Consider the following 24,819-nt stretch of genomic DNA (forward strand, 5'->3'; position numbering starts at 1 on the left):
AGGTTCAATCCCTCAAGGATGCTTGGAATCGCTGTTTTAGAGCCTCTACGCATTTTGCAACGGTAGCGGCTATCTCCTCTTCTTCCAGTGTACGAGCGGTATCCTGCAATACCAGACTGATAGCCAGGCTCTTGTCACCTTCTGCCACGCCCTTGCCACGGTACACGTCAAACAAGTTTACGCCAACTACCTGATTTGCGCCAACTTTCTTACACTCGGCCAAAATATCTTCTGCGGGGACGTTTTCAGCCACCACAATGGCGATATCACGGCGGTTTGCCGGGAAGCGCGAAATCTCCCGCGCCTGAGGCACGGCGCGGCTCGCAAGCTTGTTCCACTCCAGTTCAAACACCACGGTGCGGCCGTTAAGATCCAGTTTACGTTCAAGTTCCGGGTGAACCACACCGATGAAACCAACGCGTTCGCCATGCAAATAAATCGCCGCACTTTGCCCTGGATGCAGGGCCGGATTGGCTTCCGCCCGGAACTGAATTTCGGATAATTTACCGGTCAGCTCGAGGACAGACTCCAGATCCCCTTTTAAATCATAGAAGTCGACGGGCTTGCGCGCCAGATCCCAATGTTCATCGTGTGTATGGCCGGCGATCACGCCCGCCAGCATGACATCCTGACGGATACCCAGATCTGCCGCACTATCAGGCACAAAGCGCAGACCGCTTTCGAACAGACGCAGACGCGTCTGCTGGCGGTTCTGGTTATACACCACCGCAGACAGCAGGCCGGTCCACAGCGACAGACGCATCGCCGACATTTCTACCGAAATCGGGCTTGGCAGGATCAGCGCTTCTTCATTCGGGTGCAACAACGCCTGCACCTTCGGATCGACGAAGCTGTAGGTGATCGCTTCCTGATAACCGTGATCGACCAGCATGGTCTTCACGCGCTTCAGCGTCAGATCGGCTTCGCGATGCTGGGTCATCACCAGATCTGCGCGGACCGGCACATCCGGGATGTTGTCGTAGCCGTAAACGCGCGCCACTTCTTCCACCAGATCCTCTTCGATCTCCATATCGAAACGCCAGCTCGGCGCGACCGCTTGCCAGCTGTCGCCCTGCTCGGTCACCTGGCAACCCAGGCGGCGCAGAATGTCGCTGACCTGCTCGCTCGGCACCACGTGGCCGATCAGGCGATCCAGTTTCTCGCGGCGCAGCGTGATGGTGGCGCGCTTCGGCAGTTCGTTCTCGTGGGTCACGTCGATAATCGGGCCGGCCTGGCCGCCGCAGATGTCGAGCAGCAGGCGCGTGGCGCGCTCCATCGCTTTGTACTGCAGCGCCGGATCGACGCCGCGCTCATAGCGGTGAGAAGCGTCGGTGTGCAGGCCGTGACGGCGCGCGCGGCCGGTGATCGACAGCGGGCTGAAGAAGGCGCACTCAAGCAGCACGTCCTGAGTTTCCCCGTTGACGCCGGAATGCTCGCCGCCGAAGATGCCGCCCATCGCCAACGCTTTTTGATGATCGGCGATCACTAAGGTATCGGCGTTCAGTTTGGCTTCGTTACCGTCCAGCAGCGTCAAGGTTTCCCCTTCTTCCGCCATGCGCACCACTATGCCGCCGTCGATGCGGCTCAGATCGAAGGCGTGCATCGGCTGGCCAAGTTCCAACAGCACATAGTTGGTGACGTCGACGACGGCATCGATAGAACGGATACCGCAACGACGCAGTTTTTCACGCATCCACAGCGGGCTTGGCGCCTTGACGTCGATGCCTTTCACCACGCGGCCCAGATAACGCGGGCACGCCTGCGGCGCGTCAACGCGGATCGGCAGCGTGGCGTCGATAGTGGCAGCCACCGGGCTCATATCCGGCTCGGTCAGCGCCACCTGGTTCAGTACGCCCACGTCGCGCGCAACGCCGATGATGCCCAGGCAGTCGGCGCGGTTCGGGGTAACGCTGATCTCGATGGTGTTGTCGTTCAGTTTCAGGTAGTCACGGATGTCGGTGCCGATCGGCGCATCCAGCGGCAGCTCGATGATGCCGTCATGATCGTCGGAAATGCCCAGCTCGGAGAATGAGCACAGCATGCCTTCCGAAGGCTCGCCGCGCAGCTTGGCGGCCTTGATTTTGAAATCGCCCGGCAGCACCGCGCCCACGGTGGCGACCGCCACTTTCAGGCCGGTACGGCAGTTCGGCGCGCCGCAGACGATGTCGAGCAAGCGATCGCCGCCGACGTTGACCTTGGTGACGCGCAGTTTGTCGGCGTTCGGGTGCTGACCGCACTCGACCACTTCACCCACCACAACGCCGTTAAACGCGCCGGCGACAGGATCCACGCCGTCCACTTCCAGGCCGGCCATGGTGATTTGATCGGATAATGCTTCGCTGCTGATGGCCGGGTTTACCCACTCGCGCAACCAGAGTTCACTGAATTTCATGTGATATTCCCGCCTTACTTAAACTGTTTGAGGAAACGCAGATCGTTTTCGAAGAATGCGCGCAGATCGGTGACGCCGTAACGCAGCATCGTCAGGCGCTCCATGCCCATGCCGAAGGCGAAGCCGGAGTAGACTTCCGGATCGATGCCCACGTTGCGCAGCACGTTTGGATGCACCATGCCGCAGCCCAGCACTTCCAGCCATTTTCCGTTCTTGCCCATCACGTCCACTTCAGCGGACGGCTCGGTGAACGGGAAGTAGGACGGACGGAAACGAACCTGCAGGTCTTCTTCAAAGAAGTTGTTCAGGAAATCGTGCAGCGTGCCCTTCAGGTTGGTGAAGCTGATGTCTTTATCGACGATCAGCCCTTCCATCTGGTGGAACATCGGGGTGTGAGTCTGATCGTAGTCGTTACGGTAAACGCGGCCCGGCGCAATGATGCGGATCGGCGGCTGTTGGTTCTTCATGGTGCGGATCTGCACGCCGGAAGTCTGGGTGCGCAGCAGGCGCGTGGCGTCAAACCAGAAGGTATCGTGGTCGGCGCGCGCCGGGTGATGCCCTGGAATGTTCAGCGCGTCGAAGTTATGGTAATCGTCTTCAATCTCCGGGCCGGTGGCAACGGAAAAGCCCAACTCGCCGAAGAAGGTTTCGATACGGTCGATGGTGCGGGTCACCGGATGCAAACCGCCGTTCTCCATGCGACGGCCTGGCAGGGAGACGTCGATGGTTTCAGCCGCCAGGCGCGCGTTCAGCGCGGCGCTTTCCAGCGCATTCTTACGCGCGTTCAGGGCGTCCTGCACTTCTTGCTTGGCCTGGTTGATCACCGCGCCGGCCGCCGGACGGTCTTCCGCCGGTACGTCACGCAGAGACTGCATCTGCAAGGTGAAATGACCTTTCTTGCCAAAATATTCGACGCGCACCAAATCTAACGCGGCAACATCCTGGGCATCTTCTACGGCTGCCTTGGCATTGGCAACCAGCTCTGCGAGATGTGGCATTGCTTTCCTCTTCCTCTGGCCGGGATGGCCCTAAGTAATTGTTATCTATTATTCGAACACGCCTTTGAGCAATCTTCAAAGACTTTTCAATGCGTTGTCGACCAGGCGACTCACCTGCGCGGCACAGGGCCGGCTGAGTGTCTGCCCCCTCGCCGCAGCAGTGTGCAAGGCGAGGCGATGGCCAAAAACAAAAAAGCCTCCACGAGGGAGGCTTAGGCGCTACTTTTCGTTTCTTTTCTTACGCGCGAAGCCTCCTGAAATCAGGCGCTAAAGTAAAAAAAGAAACGAAAAATAGCTGCGTGCATGATTGCGGTACCTTGTCGATGATTGTCCACCAGTGATATAGCGGCGGGCAATAAAAGTCAATATTTGTCGCTGAAAACAAAGATTAAAAGAGGGAGCAAGCTCCCTCTTCAACTGACTTACGCCAGAGCTGCTTTCGCTTTCTCAACCAGTGCGCCGAAGGCCACTTTGTCGAAGACTGCGATGTCAGCCAGGATCTTACGGTCAATTTCGATCGACGCTTTTTTCAGGCCGTTGATGAACTTGCTGTAAGACAGACCGTTCTGACGAGCAGCTGCGTTGATACGTGCAATCCACAGCTGACGGAACTGACGCTTACGTTGACGACGGTCACGGTAAGCGTACTGACCTGCTTTGATTACTGCCTGGAAGGCAACACGATATACGCGCGAACGGGCACCGTAGTAACCTTTCGCCTGCTTCATGATTTTCTTGTGACGTGCGCGTGCAATTACACCACGTTTTACGCGAGCCATATGCTCTCTCCTAAAGTCTTATTCTAAATTCAAAAAAAATGGCTTATGCGTACGGCAGGCACGCGGTAACCAGGACCAGATCGTTTTTAGACACCATGCCTTTCGGACGCAGGTGACGTTTACGCTTGGTTGCTTTTTTGGTCAGAATATGACGCAGGTTGGCATGTTTACGCTTAAAACCACCGCTGCCGGTTTTTTTGAAGCGCTTGGCTGCACCACGTACAGTTTTAATCTTTGGCATTTTAATTAAATCCACTTCGCATTGTTAAACAACGAATCAGTTGGGCGAATAAAACCCACACAGCGCAAGCGCCGCGCGGGTTCCATTACTTGTAAGCCTTACTGTTTCTTCTTAGGAGCGAGCACCATAATCATCTGGCGGCCTTCGATCTTCGTAGGGAAGGATTCGACCACTGCCAGATCCATATCTTCACACAGGTCTTTACGGACGCGGTTAAGCACTTCCATACCGATCTGCTGGTGCGCCATCTCACGCCCGCGGAAACGCAGGGTGATTTTGGCTTTATCGCCATCTTCCAGAAAGCGAATCAGGTTGCGTAGTTTGACCTGATAGTCGCCATCATCGGTGCCAGGACGGAATTTGATTTCCTTGACCTGAATAACTTTTTGCTTCTTCTTCTGTTCTTTCGTCGACTTGCTCTTCTCGTAGAGGAATTTGCCGTAATCCATGATTCGGCAAACTGGCGGTTCGGCATTTGGGCTGATTTCTACTAAATCAACGCCCGCTTCCTCAGCTTTTTCAAGAGCTTCATTCAGACTGACAATACCAATCTGCTCGCCATCGACGCCGGTTAGGCGAACTTCTTGCGCGCGAATTTCTCTGTTAATGCGATTAGGACGCGCCGGTTGAACTCGTTTTCCGCCTTTAATACTTTATTCCTCCAGTTGATGAAGACTACGGCTGCGAATCTCTTTCAGCAGCTTGTCTACGACTTCGTTTACGTCCAGGCTTCCCAGGTCTTTGCCACGGCGGGTACGAACGGCAACTTTGCCTGCTTCGACCTCTTTGTCGCCGCACACCAACATGTAAGGGACTCGACGTAAAGTATGTTCGCGAATTTTAAAGCCAATCTTCTCATTTCTCAAGTCCGCTTTCACGCGAATGCCTGCATCCTGCAGTTTTTTGGTCAATTGCTGGACATAATCAGACTGGCTGTCGGTGATATTCATCACCACCACCTGCACCGGAGCGATCCAGGTCGGGTAGAACCCGGCGTATTCTTCGGTCAGGATACCGATGAAGCGTTCCATGGAGCCCAAAATGGCGCGGTGAATCATTACCGGCACGACGCGATCGTTGTTTTCGCCAACGTACGATGCGCCCAAACGGCCCGGCAAGAAGAAATCGAGCTGCACGGTACCACATTGCCATGCGCGATCCAAACAATCATGCAGGGTAAATTCAATTTTCGGTCCGTAGAAAGCGCCCTCGCCCGGCTGGTATTCGAACGGAATGCCGTTCTCGGTCAGCGCGGCGGCCAGGTCTTCTTCCGCCCGGGTCCACATGTCGTCGGTGCCGATGCGTTTTTCCGGGCGAGTCGACAGCTTGACGGCGATCTTGTCGAAACCGAAAGTGCCGTACACGTCATACACCATGCGGATGCATTCGTTCACTTCGGCGCGCACCTGCTCTTCGGTACAGAAGATGTGGGCGTCATCCTGTGTGAAGCCGCGCACGCGCATCAGGCCGTGCAGGGAACCCGACGGCTCGTTGCGGTGGCAGCTGCCGAATTCGCCCATGCGCAGCGGCAAATCGCGGTACGACTTCAGGCCCTGGTTGAAGATCTGCACGTGGCCCGGGCAGTTCATCGGCTTGATGCAGTATTCGCGGTTTTCCGACGCGGTGGTGAACATGGCGTCTTTGTAGTTTTCCCAGTGGCCGGTTTTTTCCCACAGCACACGGTCCATCATGAACGGACCTTTCACTTCCTGGTACTGGTACTCTTTGAGCTTCATGCGCACGAAGGCTTCCAGCTCGCGGAAGATAGTCCAACCGTCGTTGTGCCAGAACACCATGCCCGGCGCTTCTTCCTGCATGTGATACAGGTCGAGCTGTTTGCCGATCTTGCGGTGATCGCGCTTGGCCGCTTCTTCCAGACGTTGCAGGTAGGCGTTCAGCTGCTTCTTGTCTGCCCAGGCGGTACCGTAGATACGCTGCAGCATTTTGTTTTTGCTGTCGCCGCGCCAGTAAGCGCCGGAGGTTTTCTGCAGCTTGAAATGGTGGCAGAAACGCATGTTCGGCACGTGCGGACCGCGGCACATGTCGACGTATTCTTCGTGGTGATACAGGCCAGGACGATCGTCATGGCTGATGTTCTCATCCAGGATCGCCACTTTGTAGATTTCGCCGCGCTCGGCGAAGGTGTCGCGGGCTTCTTGCCAGCTGACCTTCTTCTTGATGACGTCGTAATCCTTATCGGCCAACTCATGCATCCGCTTTTCCAGCAGATCCAGGTCTTCCTGCGTCAGGGTGCGGTCGATATCCACGTCATAATAGAAACCGTTGTCGATCACCGGACCGATCGCCATTTTGGTATCCGGCCACAGCTGCTTGATCGCATGACCCAGCAGGTGCGCGCAGGAGTGGCGCATGATTTCCAGACCGTCTTCGTCTTTGATGGTGATGATGGCCAGCTGCGCATCCGATTCGATCAGATCGCCGGCATCAACCAGTTCGCCGTTGACGCGGCCGGCGATACAGGCTTTCGCCAGGCCAGGGCCGATATCGCGCGCGACATCCATCGGGGAAACGGGGTGGTCGAAATGACGCTGACTACCGTCAGGAAGAGTAATAACAGGCATTAATAATTCCTTATCTACAGTGGTGACCCACACGACAGATCACATGCAGTACGAAAATTGGGTTTTGGGTTTGGTCAGCCAGGTTTCAGATCTCGCCCACAATTGCCAGATTGAAACCTCACTGGGTATACAGAATGGAACGCATACCTTCTCAGCCGCATTCGGCTAAGCGAATAGTATCACTAAAATTGTTCCGGATAAATAAAGCGCCGCCGCCCTCACACTTTCGCTTCATCCGGCGCAAAAACGCCTCTCATGTAGCTGAAAGTGGCCAACAGGCACAGGCCATAGCCCAGCAGTTCGCAGCCCTCTTCCACCATGTTTTTCACCACCCGGTTGTAGCCGTCCAGCATCAGCGTTTGCCACAGCGCGCTCATGCCGAACAGGCGTGAGAACACCAGAATGCACAGCAGGCCGGCGCACATCATGCCGTAACCGGGATGCGTCGCGAAATAGGCCAGGCCGCGCACCGTAGCCGCAATATGCCGTGCCGCATGCCACAGGCAGGCCAAGGCGACCGCCAGCGCGAACCACACCCAGGCGCCGTGCCACAACGCATCGAAAGCGAAGTCCATCTCGCGGATCAGCATGCAGAGAAAGAAACCGCCGACCAGCATCCAGGCGGAGCGGCGTTCCACCTGCCGCCGGGCCGCGGCGAAAAAACCGCCGGAGATGGCGAGCAGCAACAGTTCCTGCGCCGCTTCGGTCAGCGAGGTTTCATGCACGAAGTTATGCAACCAGTGCACATCGATAAACACCAGGCCGACCAATGCCGCCATGAAGGCGGCGGAAAGCGCGAATGCGCTGATTTTCCCCAGTAAAAGTTTCAGTTCGTCTTGCATAATCAATCTCGTTATCGTTTTAAAGCGCGCCTATGGTAGGCAGCTGAGCCTGTGGGGTGTAGCAATTGGTGCGCAACGTCGGCCTTTACCGGTCAACTGCGGCGAAAAAGGCCATAAAACACAAAAACTGCGCATTTTTTCTGAGCGCAGGCCATTTTGTCGCCGTTGTCGGTGATGCCGCCGCCTCGCGTGGCGCGTTCTGCCGCCAGCCGCTATCCTGAAAGCTGTCCGTTCCAATCGAGACTTATGCAGAACATGAACCGGTTACTTGCGGTCCTCGTCGTGGCATGCGCGGTATTGGCGATGCTGCATGGGCTGATGCATTTTGGCGTGCGTTCGGCGCCGCGGGCGATTGCGGTCAACGAAGCGCCGTTGGGATGTGAGGATGAACCTGAGCTCGCCGGCGAGTGCAACGGCAATGATGAAACGCCGGCCGACGGTTAATTAACGTTACGAGCTATCCCCATTGCCGCCAGGCACGCGGCAGGCTAGGCTGTTTAGCTCATGGGCCGCCGCTTGGCGGCCTGAACGTTGCACAGGGAGTCTACTTTATGACGGGTATTTTGCAGTTATTCCAGGCCATCGGACTGGGTTTGGTGCTGCTGTTGCCGCTGGCCAACCCGCTGACCACGGTGGCGTTGCTGCTCGGCTTGTCCGGCAATATGACGCGCGAAGAGCGCAATCAGCAGTCGCTGATGGCCTCAGTTTATGTGTTCTGCATCATGACGGTGGCGTTTTACGCCGGGCAGGTGGTGATGAACACCTTCGGCATTTCGATCCCCGGCCTGCGCATCGCCGGCGGCCTGATCGTCGCCTTCATCGGTTTTCGCATGCTGTTCCCGCAGCAGAGCCCCGAAGACGCGCCGGAGGTGGAGAGCAAGTCGCACGAGCTGCGCCACAAGACATCGGCCAACATCGCCTTCGTGCCGTTGGCCATGCCGAGCACCGCCGGGCCGGGCACCATCGCGATGATCATCAGCTCGGCGTCGAGCGTCAAAGCGAACTCGCTGGGTTTTGAACCCTGGGTGTTGGCCGTGGCGCCGGTCGCCATCTTCCTGACGGTCGCGGTGATCCTGTGGGCCTGCCTGCTCAGTTCCGGCGCCATCATGCGGTTGGTGGGGAAAAGCGGCATCGAGGCGATCTCGCGCCTGATGGGGTTCCTGCTGGTGTGCATGGGCGTACAGTTCATTATCAACGGCGTGCTGGAGATCATCTCCACCTATACGCCGGCCGCCTGATCATACAAAACGGGCGCGATCGTCGCGCCCGTTGCCGTTATTTCCCCGCCGGCGCCTGCGCGCCCAAAATGCCCTTGCCTTCCGGCACTTCGGTAAAGCGACTGAGGATCTCGCTGTAGGTCTTGGCCGGATCCAGATCCGGGAACTGCGCCGGATAGATAAACTTCGCCAGATACTCCAGCCCCACGATGTTGTACGGGTGGTTGTAGAAGTTATGGTAGATGCCGTAGAACCGCCCTTCCTTCACCGCCGACACCTGTGAGAACCCCGGGCGCTGTTTCATGCGGTTGAAGGCCTCATCCACCTGTTGCTGCGTCACGCCATAGCCGAACGGCACCGCGGCATTGGTCTTGCTGGCCCACTGTGAGCCGGAAACAATGTAGGCGTCCGGTTTCATGGCGATCACTTTTTCCAGCGCCACGTCGCCGGTCGCGCCCGGCAACAGCGCAGAGCCGATGTTGCGCGCGCCGACCGCCTCGACCAACGCGCCCCAGCCGACGTGCGCATGGGTGAAGCAGCAGGATTCCAGACCATTCAGACCGGCCTTGGCTTCGAAGAACACCAACGGTTTGGGCTCCACCGCCTGCGTTTTGGCCAGAATGGCCTGATAATGCTGCTGATAAAAATCGGTATATTGCTTGGCTTCGCTTTCGCGGTTGAGGGTTTCCCCCAACAGCGTCACGCTTTTCGGCGTGTTTTCCACCGGCTTGAGCATGGTATCGATAAACAACACCGGCACGTTCAGCGCCTTCAGCTTATCCAGCACGCCGGTTTGGCTCAGCGAAGGCTTGGAGCGCAGCTGGGCGATCATCAGATCGGGGCGTTTGGCGATCACGCTCTCCAGATTCACTTCGCCTTTATCGCTGAATCCCATGTCGATGATGTTTTTCGCCGCCGGCCATTTGCTCTGCAAGATATCCCAGGTCGCCGCGTCGCTTTTCTTCAGCAGGTTATTCCAGGCCACCAGCCGGCCGAACGGGTTGGCGCGATCGAGCAGCGCCAGCGTGAGAATGTCGCGCCCGTCCTGCACCACGATGCGTTTCGGCTCTTGCTGGAGGGTGACCGTCTGGCCGGAGGTGTCGGTCAGGGTCAACGGATAGGTAGTGGCCATCGCCGGAGAGGCGAGCAAGGCGGCGCAAACCAGCGCCGGCAAAGTGATTCGACGGTGCACGAAAAACTCCTTAGTCATGAATACATTCAGAAAATACTAATGAGAATGGCTTGCATTATCAAAGATAACGCCCGGCATGTCGGCGATTAATTGCAAAGGGATGTGTAAAGGAAGGGTAAGAGGCGCGCCGGAAGCGGCGCGCCCAGGGGATCACATCAGGCCGTAGATCAGCGCCGACAGCGCAATCAGGCCCATCACCAGCACGAATACGTTGCTCGCCGCGCGGTACTGGCGCATGGCCGGCACCGCACGCACGGCGTACATCGGCAGAATGAACAGGATGGCGGCAATCAGCGGGCCGCTGATGGTTTCGATGATGTGCAGCGCGCTGGGGTTCCACACCGTCGCCGCCCAGGTGAGCAGGAACAGCGCCACCGCCGAGATGCGGTGCGTCATGCGCGAGCTGAGCGGCTTGCCGACCGCGCGCGTGACGCCGTCGATCAGGCTGGTCGCCCCTTCCGTCACCCCCAGCGAAGTGCCGAGATAGGATTTGGCCATCGCCAGCATCGCCATCACCGGGCCAAGGTAGGCGATCAGCGGGTTGGAGAACTTGTTGGCCAACGTGGTCAGCACCGTGATGTTCTGCTCTTTCGCCTGCAGCATGTCTTCATGAGACAGGCTCAGCACGCAGCTGAACACGAAGAACAGCACGGTAACGCAGATCAGCACATAGCTATAGCGCATGATGCGCGCGCAGCGGCGTTCCGCCTTGTCGCCGTACAGGCTCTTCTGGGTCGAGGCGAAGGAAGAGATGATCGGCGCATGGCTGAAGGAGAACACCATCACCGGCACCGCCAGCCACAGCGAATGCCACAACCCCGGCGTGTCGAAGCGGGTGGCGGCCAGGCCGTGCACGAAGTTGGCGGTATTCCAGCTCGGCATCAGATAGAGCGAAATGCCCATCAGGAACACCAGCAGTGGGAACACCAGCATGCCCATCGCCGCCACGATGCTGTCTTTGCCGCGCAGCAGCACCAGATTGAGCACCACCACCACCGCCAGGCTCAGCCAGATGCGCGGCAGCGGGGCCACGTGGAACTGATGGATCAGGAAGCTGTCCAGCGCGTTGGTGATCGAAATGCTGTACACCAGCACGATCGGGAAGAACGCCATCAGATACAGCATCATGATGATTTTGCCGGCCAGCACGCCGAAGTGTTCCACCACCACATCGTGAATGTTGCCGTCGCGGCTGGAGCCGGAAAGCACGAAGCGGCTGAGCGCGCGGTGCGGCAAATAGGTCAGCGGGAAAGCGAACAGCGCCATCAACAGCAACACCAGCGGGCCGTTCAGGCCGGCGTTGATCGGCAAGAACAACGTACCGGCGCCCACCGCAGTCGCATAGAGACCGAACATCCAAACGGTGTCGGTTTTGTTCCATTTGGCAGGCTGAGCGGCCGTCAGCGTGCCTGAATCGGGAGAAATCGTACTCATGAGACAGTCTACCTTAATCTGCGGCGACAACGATTGCGCCTAACGGGATATCCTTCTCCGCGAGTTTTTTAATAATAATCAGTGAATTAAAGCGATATTTCATACTTACGCCTGATGAAAGGACGGCAAAGGATAATGAAAAATCCGCTGCGGGTCTATGTTTTATCGGCTGAATGAACGATTTGCGAACACATTGTGCTGAAAAAAACGGCGCACTCAGTAAAAACTAAGGGCCCCTTACGGAGCCCTTAAGCGGTTTATTTCTTCGCGTCCGGATGGTCCGGCACCTCGGCGCTGCCCATCTCCTTCTCGTCGCGGATCATCGAGCGGTCTTTACGCACGTCGGCCACGTCGGAAGCGCTCACCGGTTTGGCGCTGTTGCCCCAGCTGGAGCGGATGAAGTTCACCACGTCCGCCACCTGCTGATCGTTCAGACGCCAGCCAAACGGCGGCATGGTGATGTTGGATACCGCCCCCTGCACCGCCGGCGTAGTGTTGCCGGTCAGCACGATGTGGATCAGCGAAGTCGCGTCCTCGGTCTGCACCACCGGATTGCCCTTCAGCGACGGGAAGGCGCGCTTGTAGCCCACGCCGTCGGTGCGGTGGCAGGCCGCGCAGTTATCGACATACAGCGCCGCGCCGGGCTTGCTGTCGTCGCCGCGCCACAGATCCTTGGCCACGCTGTCTTCGACCGGCGCCGCCTGCTGCTTGCCGTCTTTCGGCGGCAGCGATTTCAGGTAGCGCGCGATGGCGGTCAGATCGTCGTCGCTCAGGTATTGCAGGCTGTGCTCCACGACGTCGCTCATGCCGCCGAACACGATGGCTTTGTCGTTACGGCCGGTTTTCAGGAACTCTGTCAACTCGGCTTCGCTCCAGCTGCCCAGGCCATCCTTGCGGTCGCCGCGCAGGCTGGAAGCCACCCACCCGTCGATCGGCGCGTTGCTGCCGGACAGGTAGTCGTCGCTTTCGCTGTTGCTCAACGCTTTTTCCTGCATGGTGATGCTGCGCGGGGTATGGCAAGCGCCGCAGTGGCCCAGGCCTTCCACCAGGTAGCGTCCGCGTTCAATCACCGGATCGGCCTTGGCGTCGGCAACGAAGTCCGCCGGCGACGGCGCAAACATGCCGCGCCAGATGCTCAGCGGCCAGCGCATCGACAGCGGCCACGGGATGTCGGAGTCTTTGTTGGCCTGTTCCACCGGCTGCACGCCGTGCATGAAATAGGCATACATGGCGCGCATGTCGTCCTCTTTCACCAGCGCGAACGACGGGTACGGCATCGCCGGGTACAGGGTGCTGCCGTTTTTGGCTACGCCCTTACGCACCGCGTTGTCGAAATCCTCGAAGCTGTAATCGCCGATGCCGGTTTTCTTGTCCGGCGTGATGTTGGTCGAGTAGATGGTGCCGATCGGCGTCTCCATCGCCAGGCCGCCGGCGAAGGTTTTGCCGCTCTTGCCATCAGTATGGCAGGCCACGCAGTCACCGGCGCGCGCCAGGTATTCGCCGCGCTTGATCAGCTCGCTGCTGACGGTGGCGTCCTGCGCCCAAACGGAAAAACTCACTGCACTGAGAACCAGTGCCGGTACAAATGCTTTCATCGTTCGCCGTCCTTATGCCTGCACCAATGGGCCTGGGTTTTTCAGATACTGCTCGCGAATGGCGCGGGCAGACCAGTAAGCCAGCGCCGCCACGGTGCCGGTCGGGTTGTAGCCCAGCCCTTGCGGGAAGGCCGATGCGCCGATCGAGAACACGTTGTGCACGTCCCAGCTCTGCAGATAGCGGTTGACCGCGCTGGTCTTCGGATCTTCCCCCATCACCGCACCGCCGTTCATGTGGGTAGTCTGGTAGCTGGTGGTGTCGAAGTGGCTGTTGGCGTTTTTCGGGCTGCCGGCGATCAGTTTCGGGTTCATCGCCTTGGCGATCGGCGCCATCTTGTCGTACATGAACTGCGCCATCTTGATGTCGTTTTCCTGCCAGTCGAACGTCATGCGCAGCAGCGGCTGGCCGAACACGTTCTTGTAGTTGGGATCGAGATCCAGATAGTTGTTACGGTACGACTGGTGCGCGCCGTGGGCGTCCATCGAGACGTGATGGGTATAGGCATCCGCCACCGCCGCTTTCCACTTGCTGCCCCAGGCCGGGGTGCCCGGTGGGGTCGGCAGGCCGGAGATCGGCTTGGTGCCCGCCTGGTTGACCCAGAACGGCGAACCGCCGACGAAGCCTTCTTTGGCGTGATCGAAGTTATCGGCGTTGAAGTCATCCACGCCCACGCCGTTGCCGCCGGCGCCGATGAACGGGTTGGTGAACACGTCTTTATCGAAGAACGCCTTGATGGTGGTCATGTTCTGGTAGGCGAAGTTGCGCCCGACCACGCCTTCGCCGGTTACCGGATCGTAAGGCTTGCCGATGCCGGACAGCAGCATCAGGTGCACGTTGTGGAACTGGAACGCGCCCAGGATCACCAGATCGGCCGGCTGTTCAATTTCGCGGCCCTGCGCATCGACGTAGTTCACGCCGGTGGCGCGGGATTTGTCGTCGGTCAGGTTGACCTTCAGCACGTTGGCGTTGGTGCGCAGCTCGAAGCGTTTCTCCATGCGCAGCGCCGGCAAGATGTTGACGTTCGGCGAGGCCTTGGAATACATGTAGCAGGCGTAGCCGCTGCAGAAACCGCAGAAGTTGCACGGGCCCATCTGCGCGCCGTACGGGTTGGTGTAAGAATCCGAGGTGTTGGCGGACGGCAGGTTGTAGGGGTGGTAACCCACCTCCAGCGCCGCTTTCTCGAACAGCTGAGCGGAGTAGGTATTTTTCTGCGCCGGCAGCGGGAAGTCGTCGGAGCGATCCGGCGCAAAGCGGTTACCGCCCTTCTGCGCCACTTTCTGCCCTTTGATGGTCCAGGCGGTGCCGGAGGTGCCGAACACTTTCTCCGCCTTGTCGAAGAACGGCTCCAGCTCGTCGTAAGTCACGCCGAAGTCCTGGATGGTCATGTCCTTCGGAATGAAGTTTTTGCCGTAACGCTCTTCATAATGGCTGCGCATGCGCAGTTCGATCGGATCGACGCGGAAATGCACGCCCGACCAGTGCAGGCCGGCGCCGCCGACGCCGGTGCCCGGTAGGAACGCCGCCAGTTGGCGGTAAGGCACCGCGGTCTGGCTGCTGTTATGGCGAATGGTGACGGTGCTTTTCGACAGATCCTGGAACAGCTTGCGCCGAATGTTATAGGTCAGCTCGTCGATCACCTGCGGGTAAGAACCGTCCGGATAGGTGTCGCGCATCGGGCCGCGCTCCAGCGCCACCACGTTGAGGCCGGCCTCGGTCAGCTCTTTGGCCATGATCGCGCCCACCCAGCCGAAGCCGACGATCACCGCGTCTACTTTTTTCATTACCGTTGCCATGGTTAGCCCCTCTCCCCACGAATCGAGACCGGCGGGAAGGGATAACGCTCCCCTCGCTCAACCCAGTCCATAAAATCGGCGCGCGCGCCCGGAAAATTAATCAGCTTCCAGCCAACCATGTCTTTGTTGCCGCCATGGATCGGATCGCTGAAGAAACCTTCACGGGTGTTTTGCAGCAGATAGGAGAAGAACAGTTTCGACGGCAGTTGCTGGAACTCCGCCTCGCCGGACTCGAACTTTTGCAGCAGGGCGTCCTGCTGCGCGCCATCCAGTTCGGCGAAGGGTTTGCCGGCGTTTTTCTTGCTGTAGGCGTCGGCGTCTGCGATGCCGAGGTTGTAGATTTGCTTGGGCACCAGCGGCAGCTGATAGCCCATTTCCTTCGGCACATCGGGGTTGAACGGCCCCTGCATGTACCAGATGGAACCGGTGGCGTACGGGGTATTCATCTGGCGATCGATAAACTCCGGCACGCCGGCTTCCAGCGCGCCGGGGCCGCGTTCGTCGGCCGGGATCAGGCGCGCGACGGCAGCCTTGATGAAGGCCCACTCTTCCGGGGTGAAAAAGGTCGGTTGGTAATCGTTCTGCGTTGAGGTGTTCGAGGCAGCGACCGCCGGTGTCGGTGCCGTCAGCGCGCCAACGCCGCTGCCACCAATTACCGCCGCAGGAATTAAGGTCATCGATTTCAACAAGAAATCGCGCCGCGAATTGTTGGTTTTATGATTCGACATGTCACATTCCATCCAAAGATAGTCACAACTATTTAACCGCAACCTTGCGATCGATACGGGTTTTTAAAATAATTTGTTACTTATTTGTATATTTATTGAAGGTCAGAATGCGCACAAAAGCAAAAATGTTACCGGTAACTTATTGAATGAACGTAAAGATTTATCTGCTAACGTAAATTTAACTTTTTGTGCGGTTTTTCCGATAAGCGGTGAGGAAATAACGAAAAATGAGAGGTGGGTCGCGCACTGGAACGGTGCCGAAAACAAAATCGGCCGCGTTAAGCGGCCGACTCGACAAAAAAGAGGATTACTGCGACATCGCCTGATAGGCGGTGGTCACCTTCCACAAATAGCGCGGCGCCTGCGGTGCCGGGTGCTTTTTCTGGATGTGCTGATAAAACTCATCCGGGCTCATCTGATTAATGCGATTGACCGCCACGCGCTTGTCCGAGGAGAAGGTGCGCAACATGGCGCCCGCCCCGTTCACGTACGAAACGATAGTGGCGTAACGTAAAGTCTGTGGGTTGTTGATCCCGGCTAGCTGCTGGCTTTGAAGAATATTGATATAGGCCGTTCCCAGATCAATATTGACCGCCGGATCCTTCAGCTCACGCGAGCTGGGTTGCCCGCTTCGTCCCTTCATGCGATAGGCGTCGCGGCCGGCGGTAGAAGCCTTAAGCTGCATCAATCCCACTGCGTTCGAGGTGCTGACCACGTTCGGGTTAAACCCGGACTCCACCTGAATAATCGCTTTAATCAGCGTTTCGTCAACGCCATAGTTGCTGGCCGCCTGACGAATGTAATCGTTATAAGCAACCGGGGTGCCCGTGCGGTTTACCGGTGCCTGCGGAGGGGGTTTTAACCAACCGCCGCGCGTTGTGCCACTGCCTGAAATATTGCTTGCCGTTTGCGGGTCTTTGGCGCACCCCGACAAAAGTAAAATTGCCGTAAGGCAACCTATTTTTGTTTTCACAGAATCCCTCACTCCTTTCAATGAGTTGCGTAGCATATACAACTTGTAAGGACACCTGCAGTAATTTTTTGGGCTAATCTCAAGCTATCCATATACCAAGAGGTGATTTATGAGTCAATCTGCAACAAGCTGCTTTGTGGTGACTTTTCGCTATCAGGAAGCGGGATTAACCGACCTGGCGAAGCTGACCGGGCAATTGACGCGCGAAGGTTTTGTCACGTCGGTGACAGACGAAAATGGCGTTCACCACGAACTCGGCAGCAACAGTTTTGCGTTCATAACCGTGTTGGATCAAGAGGATGTACTGCGCCTGGCGCAGGGGTTCGGGCAGTTGGCATTGGGAAAACAGCCGGAGGTGGCGATATACAGCTGTGAGGACTACCTTCAGCGGTTACATACTGATACATAAAATGCTATAACTCCCCGGACGGTATTATTTTTTCAGTTGGAGAAATACCCCGCCGGCGGTGGGCAAGTGACGCTTGACTTCGCTTCAATTGATATTGATAATCATTTTCATTTGAACCAGGAGACGTCATCATGCCATTGATAAGTTGCGCTTTTCATCGCAGTCGCCCTTCCCGCGCTGCCGCACTGTTACGCCCTTTTACGCTCGCCTGCCTGCTGCTCGGCGCCGCCTTGGTCAGTCAAAACGCGCTGGCGGAAAAAAAGCTGCGCGTGGTGACCACCTTCACCATCATTCAGGATATCGCCCAGAACGTGGCCGGTGACGCCGCCGTGGTGGAATCCATCACCAAGCCGGGCGCCGAGATCCACGACTATCAACCGACCCCGCGCGACATCGTCAAGGCGCAGCACGCCGACCTGATCCTGTGGAACGGCATGAACCTGGAGCGCTGGTTCCAGCGTTTCTTCGAAAACATCAAGCAGGTGCCGGCGGCGGTAGTCACCGAAGGCATTACCCCGCTGCCGATCCGCGAAGGGCCCTATAACGGCAACCCGAACCCGCATGCCTGGATGTCGCCAAGCAACGCGCTGGTGTATATCGAGAACATTCGCAAGGCGCTGGTGGAGCACGATCCGGCCAATGCGGAAACCTATAACCGCAATGCCAAGGCCTACGCAGAGAAAATCGGCGCGCTGGACGCCCCGCTGCGCGAACGCCTGGCGCGCATTCCGGCCGCACAGCGTTGGCTGGTGACCAGTGAAGGCGCTTTCAGCTACCTGGCGCAGGACTATCAGTTGAAAGAGGTTTATCTGTGGCCGATCAACGCCGATGAACAAGGCTCGCCGCAGCAGGTGCGCCGGGTGATCGACGCCGTGCGCGCCCACCATATTCCGGTGGTGTTCAGCGAGAGCACCATTTCCGACAAGCCGGCCAAGCAGGTGGCGAAAGAAACCGGCGCCAAATACGGCGGCGTGCTGTACGTAGACTCGCTGTCCACTCGCGATGGCCCAGTGCCGACCTACATCGACCTGCTCAACACCACCGTGCAAACCATCGCCAAAGGATTCGATCAATGACCCATGAACCGTTTGCCCGCCCGGAGTTGAACGTGGACGACGTCACCGTGACCTACAACAACGGACACACCGCCATTCACAACGCCAGCTTTACCCTGAGCGGCGGTTCGATCTGCGCGCTGGTCGGTGTCAACGGCAGCGGCAAATCGACGCTGTTCAAAAGCATCATGGGGCTGGTCAAACCCACCAGCGGCCGGGTTTCGCTGAGCGACAAACCGGTGGCGGACGCGCTGAAAAAGAACCTGATCGCCTACGTGCCGCAAACCGAAGACGTCGACTGGAACTTCCCGGTGCTGGTGGAAGACGTGGTGATGATGGGCCGCTACGGCAAGATGAATTTCCTGCGCATTCCGTCACGTGAGGACAGGTTGCGGGTCGACAAGGCGCTGGAGCGCGTCGGCCTCAGCGAGCTGCGCGGCCGGCAGATCGGCGAGCTGTCCGGCGGCCAGAAAAAGCGCGTGTTTCTGGCGCGCGCGTTGGCGCAACAGGGCACCGTGCTGCTGCTGGATGAGCCATTCACCGGCGTGGATGTGAAAACCGAGAATGCCATTATCGAGCTGCTTCGCGCATTGCGCGACGAGGGGCATCTGATCCTGGTCTCCACCCACAACCTCGGCAGCGTGCCGGAGTTTTGCGATCGGGTGATCCTCATCAACCGCACGGTGCTGGCCGCCGGCCCGACCGAAACCACCTTCACGCAGAGCAACCTGGAGCAGGCGTTCGGCGGCGTGCTGCGCCATATCAACCTCTCCGGTCCGGATCTGCACGACGACAACGATCCGCGTACCGTTACGGTGTTGACCGACGATGAACGCCCGGCGGTGTTCTACGGCCACACCAAGAGCGATCCGCCGGCCAACAGCCAGGCCAGGGAGAAACAATCCTGATGCTGGACCTTCTGCTGCAACCTTTCAGTTATAACTACATGGTGAAAGCCATCTGGGTCAGCGCCATCGTCGGCGCCGCCTGCGCGTTCCTGTCCGCCTATCTGATGCTGAAAGGGTGGTCGCTGATGGGCGATGCGCTGTCGCACTCGGTGGTGCCCGGCGTGGCCGGCGCCTATGCCCTCGGCCTGCCCTACGCCGCCGGCGCCTTCTTCACCGGCATGCTGGCGGCGCTGGCGATGACGCTGGTGCGCCACATCACCCGGCTGCGCGAAGACGCTATCATCGGCTTTATCTTCTCCACCTTCTTCGCCGTCGGCCTGCTGATCGTGTCGCTCAACCCCACCTCGGTCAACGTACAGTCGATCATCTTCGGCAATATTCTCGGCATCGCCGACGAAGACGTGCTGCAGGTGGAAATCATCATCGGCGTTTCGCTGCTGATCCTGTGCCTGGTGTGGAAAGACCTGCTGGCGGTATTCTTTGACGAAAGCCACGCGGTGTCGATCGGCCTGTCGCCGCTAAAGCTGAAGATCCTGTTCTTCACCCTGCTCAGCGCCTGCACCGTCGCCGCGCTGCAAACCGTCGGCGCCATTCTGGTGATCGCCATGGTGATCACCCCGGGCGCCACCGCCTACCTGCTGACCGACCGCTTCAGCCGGTTGGTGATCATCGCCATCATCATCGGCGCATTGACCAGCGGCGTCGGCGCCTATCTGAGTTTCTTCCTCGACGGCGCCACCGGCGGTGTGATCGTCACCCTGCAAACGCTGGTGTTCCTGGCGGCGTTCTTCTTCGCGCCGAAACACGGCCTGCTGGCGGCAAAACGTCGCGTGGCGCATTCGCAAACCGGAGGCCGCTGATGGACACGCTCTACCAACTGCTCAGCGAACCCTTCGCCTACCCGTTCATGCAGCGAGCGATCGTCGCCGCCATCGTTACCGGCGTGGTGTGCGCCGTGCTCTCCTGCTATCTGGTGCTCAAAGGCTGGTCGCTGATGGGCGATGCCATCTCGCACGCGGTGCTGCCCGGCATCGTAGTGGCGTTCGTGGTCGGCATTCCGCTGGCGATCGGCGCCTTCCTTTCCGGCATCTTCTGCGCGGTGGCCACCGGCTACCTGAAAGAGAACAGCCGGGTGAAAGAAGACACTGTGATGGGCATCGTTTTCTCCGGCATGTTCGCCTTCGGCCTGGTGCTGTTCTCGCGCATCGACACCGACCAGCACCTGAGCCACATTCTGTTCGGCAACATGCTGGGCATCACCGACGGCGAGCTGAAGCAAACCCTGCTGATTGCCGGCATCACCCTCGCGGTGGTGTTGCTCAAGCGCAAAGACTTCATGCTGTACTGTTTCGACCCGCACCACGCCCGGGTGATTGGCCTGCCGGTCAAGCTGCTGCACTACGGGCTGCTGTGCCTGCTGGCGATGACCATCGTCGCCTCGCTGCAGGCCGTAGGGGTGATTTTGGTGATCGCCATGCTGATCGCCCCCGGCATCATCGCCTTTATGCTGTGCCGCCGGTTTGATCGCATGCTGATGGCGGCGACGGTGGTGTCGGTGTTCTCCTGCGTGCTCGGCACCCTGATCAGCTTCCACATCGACGGCGCCACCGGGCCCTGCATCGTCATCGTGCAGGCCGTGCTGTTCGTTGTCGCCTTGTTGTACAGCAAGCTGCGTCCGTTACAGGGTAACAAAAACGCCCCGATGGGCAGTTAAACGCCCCTCTGATGCGGCGGGGTTCCCCGCCGCATCCTATCTTTCCCTCGCTTATCCGTTGTCATCAAGTTGCAACCGGTATTGCGCTTAAATTAATCAATAGGGTATATACTTTGAGCTGGCGAGCCGTTGAAAAAATCGCCGCCTTTGACGCCGGCTGTGCGCCGCGTCGTGTTTTCACCACGGGAAAGACGCTAACCTAATGAATTATCAGGCAGCACAGAGGGGGAGATACCATGTGGCAAGCCGTTAGCCGTCTGTTAAGTGAACATCTTGGCAGCGCAGAGATACGCGAAAGGATTGAACTGCCCGGGGGCGACATTCACCCGGCGTGGCGCGTGAGTTACGGTGATAACGAGGTGTTCGTGAAATGCGACGCCCGGGAACAACTGCCGATATTCACCGCCGAAGCCGATCAGCTGGCGTTGCTGGCGCGCAGCAAAAGCGTGCGGGTGCCGGAAGTGTACGGCGTCGGCAGCGATCGCGACTACAGCTTCCTGCTGCTGGAGTATCAGCAGCTGAAACCCCTCGATGCTCACGGCGCCTACTGCCTGGGCCAGCAGCTGGCGCATTTGCACCAGTGGAGCGAGCAACCGCAGTTCGGTCTCGACTTCGACAGCGATCTGACCACCACCCCGCAACCCAACGCCTGGCAGCGCCGCTGGTCGGAATTCTTCGCCGAGCAGCGCATCGGCTGGCAGCTGCAACTGGCCGCGGAGAAAGGCATGACCTTCGGCGATATCGACGACATTGTCGATCGGGTGTATCTGCGCTTGCAGCACCACCAGCCGCAACCGTCCCTGTTGCACGGCAACCTGTGGCCGGGCAACTGCGCGATGACCGCCCACGGGCCGATTCTGTTCGACCCGGCCAGTTACTGGGGCGATCGAGAGTGCGATTTGGCGATGCTGCCGCTGTATCCGGAGCTGCCGCCGCAGATCTACGACGGCTATCAGAGCGTGTGGCCGCTGGGGGCCGGGTTTATCGAGCGCCAGCCGCTGTATCAGCTGTACTACCTGCTCAACCGCAGCAACCTGTTCGGCGGCCAGCATCTGGTGGCTGCACAACGCGCGGTGGAGGCGCTGTTGCAGCCGGAGGCGTCATAACGTTCCGGGGCGCCGAGCGGCGCCCCGTTGATGGCTCAGGCCGCGCCGGCCAATTGCCCTAACAAGCGGATCACGAACCAGGCGATCACCGCAATCACGATCGGCAGGATGTACAGCGGGAAGTACTGCAGGAAGATGGTGTGGTGCGGCAGCGTGATACGCTCCTCCAACTGCTGGCGCGTGTGCCCTTCGCTGCCCTTGGCCTGCTCCAGGATCATCTGATCTTCCAGCCCTTCGCGAATGAACTTGACCTGACGTGACATGCGCGCGCCGGAAGCCTGCAAGGCCAGCCCGACGAAGATCAATATATAGATGATGATGAACATCAAATTGGCGCCGCTGAACAGGCTTTTATCCACGTCAGGCACCGGCGAGTTGTACCAGAAAAGGTTCAGGAACGGCGTATTGAAACGCACCATATCCACCATCACGTGGACAAAATCCAGCATCACTGCGTTGATGCCTTTGGTTTTTTCACTGTGCTGATAGATAAAGCCCAGCACGGAAATCAGCGTCGACAGCAACGCCGGGATAAAAACCACCCATCCGAGAATGCGTTTCAAAATGGCGATACGCCCGGCCTGTTGATACGTCATGTGTTCCCCTTGTTAGCGACGTAACCGAATCGGCTAAGTCTACCTGCAGTTGGCGAAACTCGCCCACCGTTTTCTTCATTCCCGCTGTGCTACAAGCTTAGCCGAATTCGACAAAATCAACTGCTTAACGATATCCGGGCACTATCATTGAAGAGATAACGTTATCCATTCGGGCAGAGGCCGCCATGATTCGACTGATTATCTTATTGCTGGGCGCGCAGGCGCTGCACGGCCAGCGCCGCCTGCTGGTGCTGTTCGGTTGGCTGTGGATAGCCGCAGGGGCGCTGATGCTGTTCGACATACTGCAGGATGGCCGGTCCATGCTGGCGCTGGATGCGCTGGCGGTCATCCTGGCGCTGGAGGGGTTGGTGGCGGTATCCGCCGCGCTGGTGATCGGCTCTTCGGCCAGCAGGCCGGTGCTGCTGAAAGGATTGGGTTTTGTCTTTATGGCCTTTTTAATGCTGGACGTGCCCGCAGACGATAACATCGTCGCCACCGTGGTGTTTGGCAGCGCGCTGCTGCTTGACGGCGCCGTGCGCATCGCCTCCTCCACGGTGATTCAACACAGTCGATGGAAAGGCGTGGCGCTGGCGGGCGGCGGCGAGATCCTGCTTTCATTGATGATTTTTGTCGGCTGGCCGGCGCCGCATCGGATGACGGTGCCCTTTTGCCTCGGCGTGATGATGGTGCTTTCCGGCTGGGCCTTATTGCGTATCGCCCGCAGACTGACAAGCTTCTCTCTGAATCAGCACCCCGCGCGGCAGCCACCGCCCCCGGAGGATGAGACTGTGCCGCTCACGGTGTATGTCTGGACACCGATTGGTGCGGCTAAAGATCCGCGCCGGCGTTACATCGTCGACCGATACATCGCGGCGGTCGACGGCGGCGGCAATATCTCCACCGGTCACGCCGCCCTGGCGCTCGCGCCGGATGTGTATATCAGTCACTACCCGCTCAACGACATCAGCCATTCCGTTCAGGATTTCCGCCAGTTGTTGCATGCCGGCGATCAAAACAACGTCGATGGGCGTTTTCTGCCCGACCTGCCGGGCGAGATCGCCAGTTGGTGCCCACCGGACAAGAAAATTCAGTTCTATCGCTATAACCCGGCGGCGCTGCGCGCATTCTGGCTGCGTTATCGGCAGGACGCCACCTACAACCTGACTCGGCGCAACTGCTCCACCACGGTCATCGGCGCGCTCGACAGCGCGTTGGAAGGCGTGCTGGGCGATAAACATCTGTGGCGCCGTTTTCTGCTGCTGGTGCTGGATCCCAACCTGTGGATGCTGGCGGTACTGCGCAGCCGTGGCGAAAGCATGACCTGGACGCCAGGCTTGGTGCTGGACTATGCGCGCATGTTGCAACAGGTTACCGAGCGCCAGCACCAACGTTGGTGGCTAAAGCTGCGCGAAATGTGGACTATCCTTCGCTTTGGCAAAAGCCACGCGCGCAGGCAAAGATTTTAGTCTCGCCGCCGGCGATGATAGAGTGTCGGCACATTCACCCGCGCCGACAGGAGTTAACCGCTAATGGCTTATTCGCAACGCATTGAAACCGCAATTTTTGATATGGACGGCTTGTTGATCGACTCGGAACCGCTGTGGCTGCAGGCCGAGCTGGATATCTTCGGTGCGCTGGGTTTGGATCTGTCCGATCGTCACAAGCTGCCGGACACGCTGGGGCTGCGCATCGATCTGGTGGTGAAGATGTGGTACCAGGCGATGCCGTGGCAAGGGGTTTCGCTCGATGAGGTGTCGGCGCGGATTATCGAGCGCGCCATCGAGCTGGTGCACGAGACGCGCCCGCTGCTGCCGGGCGTCCAGCAGGCGCTGGAGCTGTGCCGCAGTCAGGGGCTGAACATCGGTCTCGCCTCCGCCTCGCCGCTGCACATGCAACGGCAGGTGCTGAAGATGTTCGATCTTGAAGGTTACTTCGATCAGCTGGTTTCCGCCGAATACCTGCCGTACAGCAAACCGCATCCAGAGGTCTACCTGATCGCCGCCGAACGCTTGGGCAGCGATCCGTTGCGCTGCATCACGCTGGAAGACTCCTTTAACGGCATGATCGCCACCAAGGCCGCGCGCATGCGTTCCATCGTCATCCCGGCGGCCGAATACCGTCACGATCCGCGCTGGGCGCTGGCAGACCACAAGCTGGAGACCCTGGAACAGCTCACTGCCGCTCACTTTGCCTGACCAGCGGCGCCGGCCGCCGGCGCCCTGCGTTTGCCGCTCTGCGTCATAAAAGGGATCCGTACTGCAAAA

The 24,819-nt window shown here is 58.7% G+C and carries 25 protein-coding genes and 1 other annotated feature; of the genes, 10 read left to right on the forward strand and 15 right to left on the reverse strand.

What is annotated here, in order from left to right; all coding sequences use genetic code 11:
* Positions 1-4: 4 nt before the first annotated feature.
* The 8 genes from pheT to ACMGGK_RS12745 form a co-directional block, all read right to left on the reverse strand.
* The gene (gene pheT, locus ACMGGK_RS12710; protein WP_016927965.1) at positions 5-2,392 is read right to left on the reverse strand and encodes a phenylalanine--tRNA ligase subunit beta; all 2,388 of its coding nucleotides are present in this window, start codon (positions 2,390-2,392) and stop codon (positions 5-7) included.
* Between the two features lie 14 nt (positions 2,393-2,406).
* Positions 2,407-3,390: a phenylalanine--tRNA ligase subunit alpha gene (gene pheS / locus ACMGGK_RS12715; protein WP_004931416.1), complete on the reverse strand. Its 984-nt coding sequence runs from the start codon at positions 3,388-3,390 to the stop codon at positions 2,407-2,409.
* 186 nt (positions 3,391-3,576) lie between these two features.
* Positions 3,577-3,699, reverse strand: a sequence feature (Phe leader region).
* Positions 3,651-3,695 carry a pheST operon leader peptide PheM gene (pheM, locus tag ACMGGK_RS12720; RefSeq protein WP_121626058.1) on the reverse strand — a complete coding sequence of 15 codons (45 nt, stop codon included), beginning with the start codon at positions 3,693-3,695 and terminating at the stop codon, positions 3,651-3,653. Its footprint overlaps the feature before it by 45 nt.
* Positions 3,700-3,812: 113 nt before the next feature.
* Positions 3,813-4,169, reverse strand: coding sequence for a 50S ribosomal protein L20 (gene rplT / locus ACMGGK_RS12725; RefSeq protein WP_004931417.1), 357 nt, complete (start codon positions 4,167-4,169; stop codon positions 3,813-3,815).
* 43 nt (positions 4,170-4,212) lie between these two features.
* Positions 4,213-4,410: a 50S ribosomal protein L35 gene (gene rpmI / locus ACMGGK_RS12730; RefSeq protein ID WP_004931418.1), complete on the reverse strand. Its 198-nt coding sequence runs from the start codon at positions 4,408-4,410 to the stop codon at positions 4,213-4,215.
* A gap of 98 nt (positions 4,411-4,508) precedes the next feature.
* Complete coding sequence (gene infC, locus ACMGGK_RS12735) at positions 4,509-5,060, reverse strand: translation initiation factor IF-3 (protein ID WP_048233542.1); 552 nt, start codon at positions 5,058-5,060, stop codon at positions 4,509-4,511.
* Positions 5,061-5,063: 3 nt separating this feature from the next.
* Positions 5,064-6,992: a threonine--tRNA ligase gene (thrS, locus tag ACMGGK_RS12740; RefSeq protein WP_025159696.1), complete on the reverse strand. Its 1,929-nt coding sequence runs from the start codon at positions 6,990-6,992 to the stop codon at positions 5,064-5,066.
* A 218-nt stretch (positions 6,993-7,210) separates the two neighbouring features.
* Positions 7,211-7,834 carry a hypothetical protein gene (locus ACMGGK_RS12745; protein ID WP_206195382.1) on the reverse strand — a complete coding sequence of 208 codons (624 nt, stop codon included), beginning with the start codon at positions 7,832-7,834 and terminating at the stop codon, positions 7,211-7,213.
* Between the two features lie 246 nt (positions 7,835-8,080).
* Between ACMGGK_RS12745 and ACMGGK_RS12750 the strand changes: the two genes are divergently transcribed.
* Entirely contained in the window at positions 8,081-8,278 is a 198-nt protein-coding gene (locus tag ACMGGK_RS12750; protein WP_050072186.1) for a hypothetical protein, read from the forward strand.
* A 107-nt stretch (positions 8,279-8,385) separates the two neighbouring features.
* Complete coding sequence (locus ACMGGK_RS12755) at positions 8,386-9,072, forward strand: MarC family NAAT transporter (RefSeq protein ID WP_016927970.1); 687 nt, start codon at positions 8,386-8,388, stop codon at positions 9,070-9,072.
* 37 nt (positions 9,073-9,109) lie between these two features.
* On the opposite strand, the gene ACMGGK_RS12760 is transcribed toward ACMGGK_RS12755, so the two are convergent.
* The 6 genes from ACMGGK_RS12760 to ACMGGK_RS12785 all read right to left on the reverse strand — a co-directional run bounded on the left by ACMGGK_RS12760 (position 9,110) and on the right by ACMGGK_RS12785 (position 16,767).
* Positions 9,110-10,243: an ABC transporter substrate-binding protein gene (locus tag ACMGGK_RS12760; RefSeq protein WP_028128169.1), complete on the reverse strand. Its 1,134-nt coding sequence runs from the start codon at positions 10,241-10,243 to the stop codon at positions 9,110-9,112.
* A 150-nt stretch (positions 10,244-10,393) separates the two neighbouring features.
* Positions 10,394-11,677, reverse strand: coding sequence for a serine transporter (locus ACMGGK_RS12765; protein WP_004931430.1), 1,284 nt, complete (start codon positions 11,675-11,677; stop codon positions 10,394-10,396).
* 257 nt (positions 11,678-11,934) lie between these two features.
* The gene (locus ACMGGK_RS12770) at positions 11,935-13,272 is read right to left on the reverse strand and encodes a c-type cytochrome (RefSeq protein WP_033640514.1); all 1,338 of its coding nucleotides are present in this window, start codon (positions 13,270-13,272) and stop codon (positions 11,935-11,937) included.
* Positions 13,273-13,284: 12 nt separating this feature from the next.
* On the reverse strand, positions 13,285-15,066 hold the full coding sequence (locus tag ACMGGK_RS12775; protein WP_004931432.1) for a GMC family oxidoreductase: 1,782 nt from the start codon (positions 15,064-15,066) through the stop codon (positions 13,285-13,287).
* 2 nt (positions 15,067-15,068) lie between these two features.
* Positions 15,069-15,794: a gluconate 2-dehydrogenase subunit 3 family protein gene (locus ACMGGK_RS12780; RefSeq protein ID WP_033640515.1), complete on the reverse strand. Its 726-nt coding sequence runs from the start codon at positions 15,792-15,794 to the stop codon at positions 15,069-15,071.
* A gap of 307 nt (positions 15,795-16,101) precedes the next feature.
* Entirely contained in the window at positions 16,102-16,767 is a 666-nt protein-coding gene (locus ACMGGK_RS12785) for a transglycosylase SLT domain-containing protein (RefSeq protein WP_004931439.1), read from the reverse strand.
* Between the two features lie 109 nt (positions 16,768-16,876).
* Here ACMGGK_RS12785 and ghoS point away from each other — a divergent pair, with 109 nt between their 5' ends.
* From ghoS to ACMGGK_RS12815, 6 genes are all read left to right on the forward strand, one after another.
* Positions 16,877-17,176: a type V toxin-antitoxin system endoribonuclease antitoxin GhoS gene (ghoS, locus tag ACMGGK_RS12790; RefSeq protein WP_420276938.1), complete on the forward strand. Its 300-nt coding sequence runs from the start codon at positions 16,877-16,879 to the stop codon at positions 17,174-17,176.
* 131 nt (positions 17,177-17,307) lie between these two features.
* Positions 17,308-18,252 (forward strand): metal ABC transporter substrate-binding protein, encoded by a 945-nt coding sequence (locus ACMGGK_RS12795; protein ID WP_079449311.1) that lies wholly within the window; start codon positions 17,308-17,310, stop codon positions 18,250-18,252.
* Positions 18,249-19,139, forward strand: coding sequence for a manganese/iron ABC transporter ATP-binding protein (locus tag ACMGGK_RS12800; RefSeq protein ID WP_049300232.1), 891 nt, complete (start codon positions 18,249-18,251; stop codon positions 19,137-19,139). The genes ACMGGK_RS12795 and ACMGGK_RS12800 overlap by 4 nt, the downstream gene beginning before the upstream one ends.
* Positions 19,139-19,999: an iron/manganese ABC transporter permease subunit YfeC gene (gene yfeC, locus ACMGGK_RS12805; protein ID WP_049300231.1), complete on the forward strand. Its 861-nt coding sequence runs from the start codon at positions 19,139-19,141 to the stop codon at positions 19,997-19,999. The genes ACMGGK_RS12800 and yfeC overlap by 1 nt, the downstream gene beginning before the upstream one ends.
* Positions 19,999-20,853, forward strand: a complete 855-nt coding sequence (locus ACMGGK_RS12810) for a metal ABC transporter permease (RefSeq protein ID WP_033640520.1) — start codon at positions 19,999-20,001, stop codon at positions 20,851-20,853. Before yfeC ends, ACMGGK_RS12810 begins: the two co-directional genes overlap by 1 nt.
* 236 nt (positions 20,854-21,089) lie before the next feature.
* Positions 21,090-21,959, forward strand: coding sequence for a fructosamine kinase family protein (locus ACMGGK_RS12815; RefSeq protein ID WP_004931452.1), 870 nt, complete (start codon positions 21,090-21,092; stop codon positions 21,957-21,959).
* Between the two features lie 35 nt (positions 21,960-21,994).
* Here the strand turns inward: ACMGGK_RS12815 and ACMGGK_RS12820 are convergent, their stop codons facing one another.
* Positions 21,995-22,555, reverse strand: a complete 561-nt coding sequence (locus ACMGGK_RS12820; RefSeq protein WP_004931453.1) for a YniB family protein — start codon at positions 22,553-22,555, stop codon at positions 21,995-21,997.
* 185 nt (positions 22,556-22,740) lie between these two features.
* Between ACMGGK_RS12820 and ACMGGK_RS12825 the strand changes: the two genes are divergently transcribed.
* A complete protein-coding gene (locus ACMGGK_RS12825; RefSeq protein ID WP_420276939.1) occupies positions 22,741-24,021 on the forward strand; it encodes an HdeD family acid-resistance protein in 1,281 nt (426 codons plus the stop codon).
* Positions 24,022-24,084: 63 nt separating this feature from the next.
* Positions 24,085-24,750, forward strand: a complete 666-nt coding sequence (gene hxpB / locus ACMGGK_RS12830; protein ID WP_033640522.1) for a hexitol phosphatase HxpB — start codon at positions 24,085-24,087, stop codon at positions 24,748-24,750.
* Positions 24,751-24,819: the final 69 nt, after the last annotated feature.

Source organism: Serratia sp. BNK-33-b (genome assembly GCF_048684565.1).
Classification (GTDB): Bacteria; Pseudomonadota; Gammaproteobacteria; order Enterobacterales; family Enterobacteriaceae; genus Serratia; species Serratia marcescens.

Excerpts from the sequence above, each read along its gene's own strand:
- rplT (WP_004931417.1), bottom strand. The coding sequence starts at position 4,169 with ATGGCTCGCGTAAAACGTGGTGTAATTGCACGCGCACGTCACAAGAAA.
- ACMGGK_RS12815 (WP_004931452.1), top strand. The coding sequence starts at position 21,090 with ATGTGGCAAGCCGTTAGCCGTCTGTTAAGTGAACATCTTGGCAGCGCA.
- yfeC (WP_049300231.1), top strand. The coding sequence starts at position 19,139 with ATGCTGGACCTTCTGCTGCAACCTTTCAGTTATAACTACATGGTGAAA.
- ACMGGK_RS12795 (WP_079449311.1), top strand. The coding sequence starts at position 17,308 with ATGCCATTGATAAGTTGCGCTTTTCATCGCAGTCGCCCTTCCCGCGCT.
- ACMGGK_RS12780 (WP_033640515.1), bottom strand. The coding sequence starts at position 15,794 with ATGTCGAATCATAAAACCAACAATTCGCGGCGCGATTTCTTGTTGAAA.
- ACMGGK_RS12765 (WP_004931430.1), bottom strand. The coding sequence starts at position 11,677 with ATGAGTACGATTTCTCCCGATTCAGGCACGCTGACGGCCGCTCAGCCT.
- ACMGGK_RS12810 (WP_033640520.1), top strand. The coding sequence starts at position 19,999 with ATGGACACGCTCTACCAACTGCTCAGCGAACCCTTCGCCTACCCGTTC.
- ACMGGK_RS12755 (WP_016927970.1), top strand. The coding sequence starts at position 8,386 with ATGACGGGTATTTTGCAGTTATTCCAGGCCATCGGACTGGGTTTGGTG.
- ACMGGK_RS12820 (WP_004931453.1), bottom strand. The coding sequence starts at position 22,555 with ATGACGTATCAACAGGCCGGGCGTATCGCCATTTTGAAACGCATTCTC.
- thrS (WP_025159696.1), bottom strand. The coding sequence starts at position 6,992 with ATGCCTGTTATTACTCTTCCTGACGGTAGTCAGCGTCATTTCGACCAC.
- ACMGGK_RS12800 (WP_049300232.1), top strand. The coding sequence starts at position 18,249 with ATGACCCATGAACCGTTTGCCCGCCCGGAGTTGAACGTGGACGACGTC.
- ACMGGK_RS12825 (WP_420276939.1), top strand. The coding sequence starts at position 22,741 with ATGATTCGACTGATTATCTTATTGCTGGGCGCGCAGGCGCTGCACGGC.
- rpmI (WP_004931418.1), bottom strand. The coding sequence starts at position 4,410 with ATGCCAAAGATTAAAACTGTACGTGGTGCAGCCAAGCGCTTCAAAAAA.
- ghoS (WP_420276938.1), top strand. The coding sequence starts at position 16,877 with ATGAGTCAATCTGCAACAAGCTGCTTTGTGGTGACTTTTCGCTATCAG.
- pheS (WP_004931416.1), bottom strand. The coding sequence starts at position 3,390 with ATGCCACATCTCGCAGAGCTGGTTGCCAATGCCAAGGCAGCCGTAGAA.
- ACMGGK_RS12745 (WP_206195382.1), bottom strand. The coding sequence starts at position 7,834 with ATGCAAGACGAACTGAAACTTTTACTGGGGAAAATCAGCGCATTCGCG.
- hxpB (WP_033640522.1), top strand. The coding sequence starts at position 24,085 with ATGGCTTATTCGCAACGCATTGAAACCGCAATTTTTGATATGGACGGC.
- pheT (WP_016927965.1), bottom strand. The coding sequence starts at position 2,392 with ATGAAATTCAGTGAACTCTGGTTGCGCGAGTGGGTAAACCCGGCCATC.
- ACMGGK_RS12770 (WP_033640514.1), bottom strand. The coding sequence starts at position 13,272 with ATGAAAGCATTTGTACCGGCACTGGTTCTCAGTGCAGTGAGTTTTTCC.
- ACMGGK_RS12750 (WP_050072186.1), top strand. The coding sequence starts at position 8,081 with ATGCAGAACATGAACCGGTTACTTGCGGTCCTCGTCGTGGCATGCGCG.
- ACMGGK_RS12775 (WP_004931432.1), bottom strand. The coding sequence starts at position 15,066 with ATGGCAACGGTAATGAAAAAAGTAGACGCGGTGATCGTCGGCTTCGGC.